The following is a 14,673-nucleotide window of genomic DNA, read 5'->3' on the forward strand; positions in this document are numbered from 1 at the left end:
TTTGAAGGGAGAAACAAAAATGAGAGGAATATTAGTAGTTGGACACGGAAGCAGATCAAAGGAGGCATTTGATACATTTTTTAAAATAGTTGATGGACTAAGAAATAAAATGGACTCTGAGGTTGAGGGCTGTTTTATGGAAATATCAGAGCCAAACATACCGGAAACAATTGAAAAGATGTATTCAAAGGGAGTTAGAGAGTTTACAGTTCTTCCGTATTTCCTGTATTCAGGAATACATATAAAGGAGGATATCCCGGAAATATTAGCAGAAATTAAGGAAAAGTACACAGATATAAAATTATCAATAGCTAATCCGTTAGGGTATGATGAAGCATTAGTTACATTACTAAAGGAAAGGGCAGAGGGTGAGGTAAAATGTATATAACAAACCCAATGGAAATAGAAAACAAAAGCATGGAGATAATCGAAGCTGCCATTGGTGAACATAACTTCACTCCAATGGAGCTAAAGGTTGTAGAAAGAACAATACATACAACAGGAGATTTTGATTATAAGAATATCATTCACATAAAAAAAGGAGCAATTGAAGCTGGAATAGAAGCAATTAAATCAGGCTGCAGAATTGTTACTGACACAAAAATGGCATTTTCAGGAATAAACAAAAAAGTACTGGAAAAGGCAAACTGCACAATAGACTGCTTCATAGCAGAAGAGGAAATTGCAAAGATAGCTAAGGAAAAGGGAATAACTAGGTCAATGGCTGCAATGGACTATGCAGCAAAGGTTAGAGCAGACATTTTCGTTATAGGAAATGCTCCAACGGCTTTATTTAGAATCGGTGAGCTTATTAAAGAAGGTAAGATCTCACCAAAGCTAATAGTTGCGGTTCCAGTTGGATTTGTTGGTGCAGCTGAATCTAAGGAATATATAAGGGGATTTGATGTACCAACAATATCAACAATAGGAAACAAGGGTGGAAGCAATGTAGCCGCTGCAATTATGAACGCTATATTATATATGGCGGTGGGTAGGGATGTCTGATTTCTTCGTTATAAAGGAAGGTAAAAGGCTAAGGTGCGGTTATACAACAGGAAGCTGTGCTGCAGGTGCTTCAAAGGCAGCAGCACAAATGCTTATGGAGAAAAGAATTGTTGATAAAATTCAAATAGATACACCTGCTGGAATATCATTAACATTAAAAGTTGAGGAACAGCATATAGGTGAAGATTATGCTGAGTGCTGCATAGTTAAGGATGCAGGAGATGACCCTGATGTTACTGACAAGATAAGAATTTACTCAAGGGTTAGAAGAAGAAACGACTCTAAAATCATAATCGATGGTGGAGAAGGGATTGGAAGAATAACAAGGTCAGGCTTCTGGGGAGAAGCAGGAGAAGCTGCAATAAATCCAGTACCAAGAAATATGATTAGGGAAGAGCTTCAAAAAATTTCCCACAGTGGATTTGATGTTTTAATATATTCTCCAGAGGGAGTGGAAATAGCAAAAAAGACTTTCAACTCAAATATAGGGATAATTGGTGGAATATCAATAATAGGAACCAAGGGAATAGTTGAGCCAATGTCTGAGGACGCACTTAAAAAGACTATTTATTTGGAGATTGATGCTGCCTTTGATAAAGGAAATAAAGAAGTAGTTCTTTTCCTTGGGAACTATGGAGAAGGGGTTGTTGAAAATCTTAATCTGAGTGGAGAAAAGGTTAAAATATCAAATTTCATTGGAGATATGCTTTTATACTGTCACAGTAAGGGCTTTAAAAAAGTTACATTAGTAGGTCATATAGGTAAACTAAGCAAGCTCTCTGTTGGAGCTTTTAATACACATAACAAGGTTTGTGATGTAAGAATTGAAGCCTTCATATATTACCTTGCGCTTTCAGGTGCTGAAAAGAGCATAATAGATAGAGTAAACGAATGTAAGACCTCTGAGGAGGCGCTTAAAATACTTAAAAATGAAGGGTATGACCACATAATAAATGACATGATATCAGGTTGCAGAAAAAGAATTAAAAGATATGTAAAGGATGAGGATTTTAATATAGAAGTTATAATGTACTCAATGGAATATGGAATTTTGGGAGGTTACGATGATTAGAGTTGTAGGCATGGGCCTGGGAATATAAGATATTTAACCATGGAAGCAGTTGAAATTATTAAAGAATCAGAGGTTGTAATTGCCTTTGGTAGAATCTCTAAAACCGCTGAAAAATTAAAGGGCGAAATTATTGCTGTAAACAGAGTTGATGAAATAATTAAAAATATTGATAAAAATAAGAAAACAGCAATATTAGCTTCAGGAGACCCATGTTTTTACGGAGTAACTGAATACCTGAAAAGAAATGGTATTGAAATAGATGAAATAATACCGGGACTATCCTCCTTTCAATACATGATGGCAAAGCTTAAAAAAAGCTGGCAGGATGCAGCACTTTTAAGCCTTCATGGTAGAGAGGATGGATATGAAAGAGCATTAAAAAGCAGGCTGTCAGTTTTATTAACAGACAGCAAAAACAGTCCAAATGAAATTTCAAAAAAACTTTATGAAATGGGTTTAAGAGGAACAATCTACACAGGATATAATCTATCCTATGATGATGAATGTATAATAGAGAAAAAAGTAGGAGAGGAAATTGAAAAAATGGGCACAATTTCCCTGGTGGTGATAGAAAATGAAATGGTTTAAGGATGAGGATTTTGTAAGGGGAAATATCCCTATGACAAAGTTTGAAGTCAGAGCAGTGACAATGGCAGTCCTTGATATAGAAGAGGGAGATGTACTTTTAGATGTTGGAGCAGGAACAGGCTCCATATCAATTCAAGCTGCAGCCCTTGGAGCAGAGGTTACTGCAATTGAAAGAGAAGTTGAAGGAGCAGAGCTTATAACTAAAAATGCTGAAAAGCTTTGTGTTAAAGTAAATGTTATAAATGGAAGTGCTCCAGAGGATATAAACAAAGTAGATGGCTTTAACAAGGTATTTGTAGGTGGAAGCGGCGGAAACCTAAGGGATATAATAAAAGCTGCAGACTCAAAGCTTAAGGCTAATGGATTAATAGTTGGAAACTTTGTAACACCGGACAACATGGTTACATTTAAAAACTGCCTTAAAGAATTTGGATATACTGAAATTGAAGCAAGGCTTATTCAAACAGCTAACATGGATAAAATAGGACTTTTAAAGGGACAAAACCCTGTCTTTATAGTAAAGGGGAGAAAAAGATGAAGAAATTATATGGAATAGGAATAGGCCCTGGGGATAAGGAGCTTATTACTCTAAAGGCATATAACCTTATTAGGGAATGTGATTATATATTCATTCCACAAAGTAAAGGAGAAAGCCTTGCAGGGAAGATAACTTCAGACTATGTAACTGATAAAAAGGTTATAGAGCTTGAATTTCCAATGGGTGAGGACAACGGAGAAAGATATAAAAATGCAGCAGAAAAAATAAACGAGATACTAAAGGATGGAGAAAGGGGAACATTCCTAACCCTTGGAGATCCTATGACATACAGTACATACATATATCTAATGCTTGAGCTAAAAAAGAAAAATGTTGAAGTTGAGACAATACCAGGAATAACTTCCTTTAATGCAGCTGCATCAAGACTTGGAATTCCTTTAACACTAAGGGATGAAAGTTTTTATCTTGCAGATGGAAGTGTTGATGAGGAGATTTTAAAGAGAGTAAACACTGTTTGTATATTAAAGATAAGCAAAAACAAGCATGAGACAATAGAAAGATTAGAAAAGCATGGATTTAGTTATATATATGTTAAAAGATGTACCCAGGAAAATGAAACAATAATCTACGATAAAGAAGAAATGCTACGGGATATGGATTACATGTCATTAATCTTTGCAAGGAGGATAAACTAATGGTTTATTTTATAGGAGCAGGTCCAGGGGACGTTGATTTAATTACGGTAAAGGGAAGAAGAATGCTTCAGGAAGCAGATGTGGTAATATACGCAGGTTCACTTGTATGGGATGCACACCTTCAGTTCTGCAAGGAAGGCTGCGAAAAACACAACAGTGCTTCAATGACACTTGAAGAAGTCATAAATGTAATGGTTAAGGCTGAAAATGAAGGAAAGCTAGTTGTAAGACTACACACTGGAGACCCTTCAATATACGGAGCAATAAGAGAGCAGATGGACTGCCTTGATGAGCATAAAATAGAATATACAGTTATACCAGGAGTCAGCTCTTTTGTTGCAAGCTGTGCAGCTATAAAGAAGGAGTTTACATTACCAAACGTAAGTCAGACTGTAATAATAACAAGAATGGAAGGAAGAACTCCAGTACCAGAAAAGGAAGACCTTGAGCTTCTTGCTTCACATAAATGTTCAATGGCTATATTCCTTTCAGTTCAAGATATTGATAAGGTAGTTGAAAAGCTTAAAAAGGGATATGGAAGGGAAGATGTTCCAGTTGCTGTTGTTTACAAGGCAACTTGGCCAGAACAGCAAATACTTAAGGGAAGGCTTAACAACATTGCTGCGAAGGTTAAGGAAGCAGGAATAAAAAACTTCTCACAGATACTTGTTGGAGATTTCATAGAGGGAGATTATGAGCGTTCACTTCTATACCATCCTGAATTTACACATGGCTTCAGGGAGGGAAGTAAATGAAGTTAGCCTGTATAGCCTTTACAAATAATGGAGAAAAAATAGCAGGCAAAATCAAAACTGAAACAGCTTACGAAGTTGATATATACACAAAAAAAGACTATAAGGATAACCTGAATAGAATTTTTTCATGTTATGAAGGAATTATATTTATATCATCCACTGGAATTGCAGTTAGAATTTCGACACAATTTCTTAAGGATAAAACATTTGATCCTGCTGTTGTAGTTGTGGATGATCTTGGAAGATTTGCAATAAGCCTTCTTTCAGGTCATATAGGAGGAGCAAATGAATTGGCAATTAAAATAGCAAACATTTTAAACTGCCAGCCAGTAATAACAACAGCTTCTGATGGAAGAGGGATAGAGGCTGTTGATATGTTTGCAAAGAAAAATAACTTATGTATGGAAAATCTGAAGGATATAAAGAAAATAACTGCCCTAATGGTTGAAGGAAAAAGAATTAAGCTTCATTCAGAGCTTAAGCTAGAGCTTAATTATAACAACCTTGTAGAAGAAAATGAGGATGGAATTATATTTGTAACCTCAAAAGATGAAGTGAATTGTGATAAACCTCACTGCATACTAAGGCCTAAAAACCTTATAGTAGGAATAGGCTGCAGAAGGGGAAAATCAAAGGAAGAAATTTTAAATGCAATAAATAATGTATTTAAAGAAAACAATTTAAGTATAGAAAGCATAAAAACCATTGCAACGGTTGATATAAAAGCAGATGAAGTGGGAATTATAAATGCCTGTGAGGAACTTAAATGTGAAATGAAGATATTTATGAGGGAAAAAATTAAAGAGATTGAAAAAATGTTCACCTCAAGCGAGTTTGTAAAATCAGCAATAGGCGTAACATCGGTTTGTGAGCATGTGTATTCCTTGCAGGAGGAAGAATAATAGTAAAGAAACAGGCACTAAATGGAGTAACAGTTGCAGTTGGCAGGGAGGAGTAAAATGGCTAAGCTTTATGTTGTTGGTATTGGACCTGGAGGGAAAGAACACATGACCCAAAAGGCACTGGAAACCATTAAAAGAAGTGATGTAATAGTTGGATATACATTTTATATTGAACTTATAAATGATTTTTTAGAAGGTAAGAAAGTTATTTCAACAGGAATGAAGGGTGAACTTGAAAGATGTAAAGCAGCTATTGAAGAAGTTAAAAATGGCTTTGATACATGTATTATAAGTACAGGGGATCCTGGGCTTTATGGAATGGCTGGTCCAATACTTGAAATGGCTGATGGGATTGAGGTTGAAGTAATTCCTGGTGTTAGTGCAGCCTTCTGCGGAGCATCAGAACTGGGAGCGCCAATAATGCATGATTTCTGTACAATAAGCCTAAGTGATCTTTTAACACCTTGGGAGCTAATTGAAAAGAGACTAGACTTAGCAGCAGAAGCAGATTTTGTAATAGCACTTTACAACCCAAAGAGCATGGGAAGACAGACACAAATAGAAAGAGCTGTTGAAATAATAAAAAGACACAAAAAAGGTTCAACACCTGTAGGACTTATAAAGAACGCAGGAAGAGAAGGAAATGAAAAAAGAGTCTATACACTTGATACAATAGACTTCGACTTTATAGATATGATGACTGTTGTGGTTATTGGAAATTCAAAGACATATATAAATAATGATAAAATAATAACTCCAAGGGGGTACAGTATTTGATATGGGTTATAGGTGGTACATCTGAAACAGGAGTGCTTCTTGAATATATCAGAGGAAGGGTTAATTATATTGTAACAGTTGCAACATATAGCGGAAGTGAAGTTTTAAATGAAAAGAATGTTGTCGTCTCAAGAATGACTTATGATGAAATGATTAACTTTATTAAAGAAAATAACATAGATACGGTAGTAGATATGTCTCATCCATACGCAGTAGAGGTAACTAATAATGCAAAGAGAGCATGTGAATTAGAGGGTGTTAGATATATCAGGTTTGTAAGAAAGAAAACAGAAATACAAAATGCTGTATATGTTAATTCTGTTGAGGAATGTTGCAGTTTTTTATCTAAAGTAAAGGGATGCGTATTCTTTACTACTGGAATTAAAACTATAAAGGATTTTCAAAGTATAAGGGGAGAAAACAGATTTGTATACAGAGTTATTCCTTCTCTATTTAGCATACAAGAATGTGTGTCTAATAATGTTAAAATGAAGGATATTGCTGCTGTACTAGGTCCCTTTTCAAAGGAATTTAATATGGCCATGTTTAAGGAATATGGAGCAGAGTATGTTGTAACAAAGGACAGTGGCAAAGAGGGAGGTACTGCGGAGAAAATAGATGCATGTTTGGAGCTTGGCATAACCCCTATAATTATAGGAAGAGCTGAAGAAGATGGAATAGATGACATTGAAAAATTATTGGAGATGATACTATGATTCAGTTAATAGGGATTAAACACAATGTAGATGTTGAGACAAGAGAAAAGCTTTCAATAATTACATCAAGAGTAGAAGAAGCGTTGAAAAATATAATAAAGGAATGTGATGAGGCTGTAGTTCTCAGTACCTGTAACAGAACAGAAATTTATTTTTCAAGCGATGAATATGATGAGCAAAAAATATATAAAATCTTTAGAGCTCTTGGCTGGGATGTAAGTTTAATTGATTACATATTCCATATAAAAGGTATAAAGGTTGCCAAGCACTTAATGGAGGTTATCTGTGGTTACCATTCAAGAATAGTTGGTGAAGATCAAATACTTGGTCAAATTAAAAATGCGTATGACATATCAAAGAAAAATAAAGCTGTAAAAAATGAACTTCAAAGATTATTTCAAATGGCATTGACATGTGGCAAAGAGTTCAGGGTAAAATCTGAATTATATAAGTTCCCTGTGTCATCTTCATCAATAGTTGTTAGACAAGCTAGAAAAAGAAATGTTAAGAGGTTTATGATTCTGGGTTTTGGAGAAGTTGGACAATTAACGACAAAATATATACTTGATGGAGACTTTGATATCTTATATATTGCTGTAAGAAATAAAGACAAAGTTCTTCTAAATAATGAAAAAGTCAGGGTAATTGACTTTAGTGAAAGAATTGATGTTTATCGTGATGTTGAATGCATTATATCGTGTACATCATCACCGCATTATGTAATTAAGGCAGAAGAACTTCCAGATAAAGAGCTTATTATATTTGATCTTGCGGTTCCAAGGGATGTTGAAGAATGTGTAGGATGTCTTGAAAACATTGAGCTTTATGGTATTGATAGGGTTTCAATGCTACACGATGAAAGCCATTTGAAACGCAAGGAGTTAATGAAGGAGAACAAGCATATTGTAGAAGAGCACATAAAAAAATATGAGAATTGGCTTAAAATCAGAGAGATTTCTTGTAATATAAAGAATATACGTGAAAGTGGAGAAAGTGTTTATAAAGATAGATTAAAGACATTTAAAAATAAATATGATTCAAAGAATCATAAGGTTTTAGCTGAAACAATGCTTAAAAGCACATCAAACTACTTTATAAACAGAGCAATTGAAGTTTTAAAGGAAGAACATTTAGAGGGCAGGGGAGAAGAATGCCTAAAAATATTAAACAAGATATTTATGATGGAACAATAGACTACATGTTTATATCCCTTATATCCAGTAAAACAAAGATACTGATTGTTGGAGGAGGAAGAGCTGGATACATAAAGGCACAATCATTTTTAAGAAAAGGATGCAGCATAACTGTTATTTCAAGGGAATTCATCGAGGATTTTAAAGAGCTTGAAAGTATAAATTTGAAACTAATTAAGAGAGAATACTCAAATTCCTATATAAAAAACCATCATTTAATTGTTATAGCAACAGATGATGATAAATTAAATGATGCAATCAAAAGAGATTGTGATGAAAACTTCAAACTGTATTTAACCTGTAATGATTACAGAAAGGGGATGTTCGTTGTTCCTACAATGGGGGAGACAAAAACAACGCAAATAGCTCTTCATACCAAGAAGGGAAGCCCAAAAACATCCATATATCTCTGTAATAAAATAAATAGTAGCTTGAAGGAGAATGATGATTTTATTGATTATGTATCCAGCTTTAGAAACAAAATAAAAAAGTTTGATAACAGATTAGAGCTCCTTGATTTCATAAATACAGATGACTTCCTCTATTTTTTTAAAAAAGGGAAGCATGAAGTGGTACTAAAAATGTTTTACGGAGGTTTTATAATTGAAACTTAATATAGCAACAAGGAAAAGTAAGCTTGCACAGGTACAAACCGACACAATAATAGCTGAAATATTTAAAATGCACAAAATTGAGTGCAAAAAGGTATTAATAGAAACTAAGGGAGATATGATACTTGATGTTACACTGGATAAAATAGGCGGAAAAGGTTTATTTGTTAAGGATATAGAAATAGCAATGATGGAGGGCAGGGCAGATGCTGCTGTTCACAGCATGAAGGATGTCCCCTATGAAATGCCAGAGGGATTTGAGATAGCTTCAATGCCAAGACGTGAAGATGTTAGAGATGTATTTGTTTCAATGAATGGAATGAAATTTGCTGACCTGCCTATGGGTGCAAGAATTGGTACAAGCAGCAATAGACGTTCAGCACAACTTAAAATGATTAGACCTGATATTGAAATAGTTCCTGTCAGGGGAAATGTTCAAACACGTATAGATAAAATAGAAAGAGAAAATCTTCATGGAATAATTCTTGCTGCTGCTGGTCTTAAAAGACTTAATATGGATTGTATTATTACTGACTATTTTGACCCAATTGATTTCGTACCAGCAGTAGGACAAGGGGCACTAGGAGTTGAGGCTTTTACTTCAAATGAAAACATTAAAGTTTTTAGAAGCCTTGATGACATTGAAACAAGAATGTGCGTTGAAGCTGAAAGAAGTTTCATGAGAAGATTAAATGGTGGATGCCATACTGCAATAGGTGCATATGCTCAAATTGATGGTGAAATCATGAATTTGGTTGGTATATTTGAACTTTCAGGTAGGATGATTAAAAAGGACATTACAGGTAACAAATACGATTTCATAAACCTTGGAAAAACACTAGCTGAAAAAATTATAGATGTTTAGGAGGACACTATGTCAAAGGTATATTTAATAGGAGCCGGACCGGGAGATGAGGAACTTTTAACATTAAAGGGTAAAAGAATTTTAGAAAAATGTACAGCAGTTATGTATGATAGATTAGCCAATGACAGTCTTTTAAAATATCTTAATAAGGATTGCAAAATATATTACTGCGGCAAAGAACCAGGTTGTCACTACAAAACTCAGGAGGAAATTAACAACATGCTGGTTAAGCTTGCTAAGGAAGGTCATATAGTAGGAAGAATAAAGGGTGGAGATCCGTACATATTTGGACGTGGCGGAGAAGAAGCTTTAAGACTACACGAGGAGGGTATTGAATTTGAAGTTATTCCTGGAATAACCTCTGCAATATCAGTTTTAAACTACGCAGGAATCCCGGCAACCCACAGAGGAATAGCACAAAGTTTTCATGTATTCACAGGGAAAAGTACAGAAAAGCTTAACATAAACTGGGAAGCAGCTGCAAAATCCAATGGAACATTGATATTTCTGATGGGACTTGAAAGCATAGAAACAATTACATCAAAGCTTATGGAAAATGGTAAGGAAAAAACTTGCCCATGTGCAGTAATTAGAAAGGGTACAACCTCAAAGCAAAGAAAAGTAACTGGAACACTTGAGAATATCAGCATTAAGGTTAGAGAGAAAGGCTTTAAATCTCCATGTATAATAGTTATCGGAGAAGTTGTAAGTCTAAATGAAAAGCTAAGCTGGTTTGAAAAGAAACCTCTTTATGGAAAAAATATTTGCATTACACGTACTAAGGAGCAATCAAAGGAATTTAGAGAAAAACTTCTTGACCTTGGTGCAGAAGTAACAGAAATAAACACAATTGTAGTTAAGGATACATCAGATAATCTAAAGAATTATATTGAAAAGTTAGCTGAATACGATTACATAACCTTTACAAGTGTAAATGGAGCTAATAGCTTCTTTAAGTATTTAAGGGAAGTAAATTATGATGTTAGAAAAATAAAGGCAGTATTTGCCGCAATAGGAAAGGCAACTGCTGATGCAATTATGGATAGGGGAATAGTTCCTGAAATAATAGCTGAAGATTTTATAGCAGAATCACTGTTTAAAGCAATGAGAAAACATATTAAAGCTGGGGATAAAATATTAGTTCCACGATCAAAACAAGCAAGACCATATTTAGTTGAAGAACTAAGAAACTTAGGATGTGAAGTCGATGAAGTTTTTACATATGATGTTGAAAAGGGTGAAATATTTGATATAAATGCCTTCGAAGAAGTTGACATAACAATATTTACAAGTCCAACAACAGTTAAGAACCTAATTGAAATGGTTGGACTTGATAAAGTAAAGGAAAAGCAAGTCATTGCAATAGGTCCAATAACAAATAAAGAGTTACTCAAAAATGGAATAGAGGCTGTTGTTTGCGATGAATATTCAACGGATGGAATTATAAAAAAGTTGATAGAGATTAAGGGGGAACAATAATGTTTAACAGACATAGAAGATTAAGAGCAAATAAAGCAATAAGAGACTTAGTAAGGGAAACAGTTTTAACACCAATGGATTTCATATACCCAATATTTGTTGTTGAGGGAGAAAACAAAAAGGAAGAAATAGATTCACTTAAGGGAAACTATCATTTCTCAGTAGACAGACTTCCTGAAATAATAAAAGAAGTTGAAGATGCTGGAGTAAGAGGAGTTCTTCTATTCGGACTTCCAGATTTTAAGGATGAAATTGCAACGTCAGCATGGATAGAAGATGGAATAGTTCAAAGGGCTGTTAGAAAAATAAAGGAAGTAGCTCCAAACTTACTTGTAATAACAGACGTATGCATGTGTCAATACACAAGTCATGGACACTGTGGAATTATAAACAATGCTGGAGTAGTTGAAAATGACCATACACTTGAATACATAGCAAAGATAGCTCTTTCACATGCCAAGGCAGGGGCAGATATGATTGCTCCATCTGATATGATGGATGGAAGAGTTCAAGCTATAAGAGAAAAATTAGATGCAAATGGTTTTAACCATGTGTCAATAATGTCATATAGTGCAAAATATGCCTCAGCATTTTATGGTCCATTTAGAGCAGCAGCTAACTCAGCACCACAGTTTGGAGATAGAAAAACATACCAGATGGATCCAGGAAACATAAGGGAGGCTATGCTTGAAATAGAAGACGATATAAACGAAGGGGCAGATATTATAATGGTTAAACCTGCGCTCTCATACCTTGATGTTGTGAGATGGGCAAAGGACAGATTCGACGTTCCAGTTGCTGCTTATAGCGTAAGTGGGGAATTCGCAATGGTAAAGGCTGCAGCACAAGCAGGATTAATAGACGAAAAAAATATCGTTTTAGAGATGTTAACATCTATGAAAAGAGCAGGAGCGGACATAATAATAACATATCATGCAATTGATGCATGTAAATGGCTAAAGATAAACTAAATACAAATAGGGAGTTGATATAATGAGTAAATACTTTACATTTACCAATGTATTGATTTTCCTGATAGCTGTCTTTGGAATATTCTACGTACTTACCATATCAGGAGTAATTCCAGCAGGCATCTATTCAGTAATATCAATAGCAATTGCTGTAATATTAGGGTTATCTCTTATTTCTACTTCCATTTGGATAGTCTTTACAACTCACATCAAAAAATCAAAGGATTAACTTTAGCCATGGAATATCAAGCTCTTGATATTCGCAAAATTATTTTTTAACATGAAGTCACAGGGTTAAATGCTGATATTTAAGCATTTTATTCTCTGTGACCTTCATGTTAAGTAGTAGATATTGAAGGGAGGAAGTGTGTTTTACACACATTTATATATGAGAAATTTAGATATTTTTAATGAATCAAAAAAGTATATGCCAGGTGGAGTAAACAGTCCTGTTAGAGCATTTAAGGATGCAACAGTTGATCCTCCAGTTATTAAAAAAGGATATGGAGCATACCTGGAAGATGAAGAAGGAAATACATATGTAGACTTTATAGGTGCATGGGGGCCAATGATACTTGGCCACTGTGATGAAGATGTTGTTAACGCAATCAAAACAACCTGTGAAACTCAGATAGCCTTTGGAGCACCAACAGAGCTTGAACTTAAGCTAGCTAAACACATTTGCACAACAGTTGATAACATAGACATGATAAGAATGGTAAATTCAGGAACAGAAGCAACAATGAGTGCTGTAAAGCTTGCTAGAGGATTTACAGGAAGAGATAAAATAGTAAAATTCGCAGGAAACTACCACGGACACTTCGAAAGCTTCCTGGTTAGTGCAGGCTCAGGAGTTATGACAGAAGGAATACCAGGCTGTGCAGGAGTTCCAGAGGAAAGTGTTAAAAACACAATAGTTGCTCAATATAACAATATTGAAAATATTAGATGCATATTCGATAAATATGGGTCACAAATAGCAGCAGTTATAATAGAGCCTGTTGCAGGAAACATGGGAGTAGTTCCAGCAAAACCAGAATTTCTAAAAGGACTATCAGACATATGCAAAGAAAATGGAGCACTACTAATATTTGACGAAGTTATGTCAGGCTTCAGAGTTGCCTACAAGGGAGCACAGAGCTTCTATGGTGTAAAACCAGACCTTGTAACCTTTGCTAAAATAATGGGTGGGGGACTTCCATGTGGAGCATACGGCGGAAGGCGTGATGTAATGGAGCACCTATCACCAATGGGCCCAGTTTACCAAGCAGGAACAATGTCAGGAAACCCTGTAGTAATGGCAGCAGGATTAGCAACATTGACTAAACTATATAATAATCCATACTACTATGAAAAAATTGAAAGGCTAGCAGCAATGCTTGAAAATGGAGTTAAAGAAATAGCTAAAGAAAAGGGACTACCAATCCTAGTAAACAGATTCCAATCAATGATGACAATCTTCTTCACCAATGAAGAAAAAATAGAAAACTACGAAGACGCAAAAAAATGCGACACAAACCTTTACAGACTATTCTTTGAACACATGCTAAAGGGCGGCATCTACATGGCCCCATCCCAATTCGAAGCAATGTTCCTTTCAGTTAAGCACACAGAAAAGGAAATTGAAAAATTCCTTGATGTAATGAGAACATTTAATATATAAACACAGAGAGTCTGCAAAAGCAGGCTCTTTCTTATCTTTTCCATAAAATGTTACATTACTGTTGAAGTTAAGCCAATATAAGCTATATAATTAAAATAACAAATAAATTCCAATTATGGTGAAAAAAATAATAATTATATAAATGGTTATACCATAAAAAGAACATTTGTTCGGAAAAATGAGAAAGAAGGTATAATCATGGCTGTTGTAATTGATAGAAAAAATGATGAACTATTAGTTAAATTTGATTATTCACCTGAAAGGATAGCAAAAGTAAAAACAATAGAAGGTTACAGGTGGAATGCCCTACAAAAAACTTGGATTATTCCTTTTAATGAAGATAATCTTGCAGCACTTAAATGTCTTTATCACAATGAACAGATGAAGATTGTATTTGAAGATAATTCAGAAGATAGTATACTAATAAAAAGAATGGAAGAAGAACTAAAGTTAAAGGGCTACAGCTTCAAAACACGAAAATCTTATCTAAGCCATATTAAACGTTTTGAAAGTTACATTATTGGTAAAAACATAAAAGATATAGCTCAACAAGATATAAGAAATTATATATTGTTTTTATTAGATGATGAAAAGTCATCACACTCATTTGCTAACCAAGCAATAAGTGCACTAAAGTTTTTATGCAGCGAAGTACTAAAACAGGGCAAAATAGTAGAAACACTTCCAAGACCTAAAAGAGAAAACAAACTTCCAAATGTTTTAAGCCAAGAAGAAGTACTAAGAATATTAAAAGCAGTTAAAAATGAAAAACATAAAACACTACTATTTCTAATATATTCTTCAGGACTAAGAGTTGGAGAAGTAACAAGATTAAAAATAGAAGATATTATCAGCAGTAGAATGATGATACGTGTAAATCAA

General features: G+C 34.5%; 18 protein-coding genes. All 18 read left to right on the forward strand.

Annotation, left to right across the window (positions count from 1 at the left end; all coding sequences use genetic code 11):
* Window positions 1-19: 19 nt before the first annotated feature.
* Window positions 20-388: a sirohydrochlorin chelatase gene (locus Q428_RS03650; protein WP_035378336.1), complete on the forward strand. Its 369-nt coding sequence runs from the start codon at window positions 20-22 to the stop codon at window positions 386-388.
* Window positions 379-1,005, forward strand: a complete 627-nt coding sequence (locus tag Q428_RS03655; RefSeq protein WP_035378289.1) for a precorrin-8X methylmutase — start codon at window positions 379-381, stop codon at window positions 1,003-1,005. The genes Q428_RS03650 and Q428_RS03655 overlap by 10 nt, the downstream gene beginning before the upstream one ends.
* The gene (gene cbiD / locus Q428_RS03660; RefSeq protein ID WP_035378291.1) at window positions 998-2,077 is read left to right on the forward strand and encodes a cobalt-precorrin-5B (C(1))-methyltransferase CbiD; all 1,080 of its coding nucleotides are present in this window, start codon (window positions 998-1,000) and stop codon (window positions 2,075-2,077) included. The genes Q428_RS03655 and cbiD overlap by 8 nt, the downstream gene beginning before the upstream one ends.
* A gap of 24 nt (window positions 2,078-2,101) precedes the next feature.
* A complete protein-coding gene (gene cbiE, locus Q428_RS03665) occupies window positions 2,102-2,665 on the forward strand; it encodes a precorrin-6y C5,15-methyltransferase (decarboxylating) subunit CbiE (RefSeq protein WP_035378293.1) in 564 nt (187 codons plus the stop codon).
* A complete protein-coding gene (gene cbiT, locus Q428_RS03670; protein WP_035378295.1) occupies window positions 2,652-3,203 on the forward strand; it encodes a precorrin-6Y C5,15-methyltransferase (decarboxylating) subunit CbiT in 552 nt (183 codons plus the stop codon). Before cbiE ends, cbiT begins: the two co-directional genes overlap by 14 nt.
* On the forward strand, window positions 3,200-3,859 hold the full coding sequence (gene cobI / locus Q428_RS03675; RefSeq protein ID WP_035378297.1) for a precorrin-2 C(20)-methyltransferase: 660 nt from the start codon (window positions 3,200-3,202) through the stop codon (window positions 3,857-3,859). The genes cbiT and cobI overlap by 4 nt, the downstream gene beginning before the upstream one ends.
* Window positions 3,859-4,614 carry a precorrin-4 C(11)-methyltransferase gene (gene cobM / locus Q428_RS03680; RefSeq protein WP_035378298.1) on the forward strand — a complete coding sequence of 252 codons (756 nt, stop codon included), beginning with the start codon at window positions 3,859-3,861 and terminating at the stop codon, window positions 4,612-4,614. The genes cobI and cobM overlap by 1 nt, the downstream gene beginning before the upstream one ends.
* On the forward strand, window positions 4,611-5,516 hold the full coding sequence (cbiG, locus tag Q428_RS03685; protein WP_051514891.1) for a cobalt-precorrin 5A hydrolase: 906 nt from the start codon (window positions 4,611-4,613) through the stop codon (window positions 5,514-5,516). Before cobM ends, cbiG begins: the two co-directional genes overlap by 4 nt.
* Before the next feature lie 57 nt (window positions 5,517-5,573).
* Entirely contained in the window at window positions 5,574-6,293 is a 720-nt protein-coding gene (gene cobJ / locus Q428_RS03690) for a precorrin-3B C(17)-methyltransferase (protein WP_035378300.1), read from the forward strand.
* Window positions 6,290-7,009: a precorrin-6A reductase gene (cobK, locus tag Q428_RS03695; RefSeq protein WP_035378302.1), complete on the forward strand. Its 720-nt coding sequence runs from the start codon at window positions 6,290-6,292 to the stop codon at window positions 7,007-7,009. The genes cobJ and cobK overlap by 4 nt, the downstream gene beginning before the upstream one ends.
* Window positions 7,006-8,202, forward strand: coding sequence for a glutamyl-tRNA reductase (gene hemA / locus Q428_RS03700; RefSeq protein ID WP_035378304.1), 1,197 nt, complete (start codon window positions 7,006-7,008; stop codon window positions 8,200-8,202). Before cobK ends, hemA begins: the two co-directional genes overlap by 4 nt.
* Window positions 8,160-8,816 (forward strand): NAD(P)-dependent oxidoreductase, encoded by a 657-nt coding sequence (locus tag Q428_RS03705; RefSeq protein ID WP_035378306.1) that lies wholly within the window; start codon window positions 8,160-8,162, stop codon window positions 8,814-8,816. The genes hemA and Q428_RS03705 overlap by 43 nt, the downstream gene beginning before the upstream one ends.
* On the forward strand, window positions 8,806-9,678 hold the full coding sequence (hemC, locus tag Q428_RS03710) for a hydroxymethylbilane synthase (RefSeq protein ID WP_035378308.1): 873 nt from the start codon (window positions 8,806-8,808) through the stop codon (window positions 9,676-9,678). Before Q428_RS03705 ends, hemC begins: the two co-directional genes overlap by 11 nt.
* A gap of 9 nt (window positions 9,679-9,687) precedes the next feature.
* Complete coding sequence (gene cobA / locus Q428_RS03715) at window positions 9,688-11,157, forward strand: uroporphyrinogen-III C-methyltransferase (protein WP_035378310.1); 1,470 nt, start codon at window positions 9,688-9,690, stop codon at window positions 11,155-11,157.
* A complete protein-coding gene (hemB, locus tag Q428_RS03720; protein WP_035378312.1) occupies window positions 11,157-12,128 on the forward strand; it encodes a porphobilinogen synthase in 972 nt (323 codons plus the stop codon). The genes cobA and hemB overlap by 1 nt, the downstream gene beginning before the upstream one ends.
* A 22-nt stretch (window positions 12,129-12,150) precedes the next feature.
* Window positions 12,151-12,357, forward strand: a complete 207-nt coding sequence (locus Q428_RS03725) for a hypothetical protein (RefSeq protein WP_035378314.1) — start codon at window positions 12,151-12,153, stop codon at window positions 12,355-12,357.
* Window positions 12,358-12,516: 159 nt separating this feature from the next.
* Window positions 12,517-13,791 (forward strand): glutamate-1-semialdehyde 2,1-aminomutase, encoded by a 1,275-nt coding sequence (gene hemL, locus Q428_RS03730; protein WP_035378315.1) that lies wholly within the window; start codon window positions 12,517-12,519, stop codon window positions 13,789-13,791.
* A gap of 198 nt (window positions 13,792-13,989) precedes the next feature.
* On the forward strand, window positions 13,990-14,673 hold a 684-nt coding region (locus Q428_RS03735; RefSeq protein WP_035378317.1), incomplete at its 3' end, for a tyrosine-type recombinase/integrase.

The sequence above is a fragment of the Fervidicella metallireducens AeB genome (assembly GCF_000601455.1).
Taxonomy (GTDB): Bacteria; Bacillota; Clostridia; order Clostridiales; family Caloramatoraceae; genus Fervidicella; species Fervidicella metallireducens.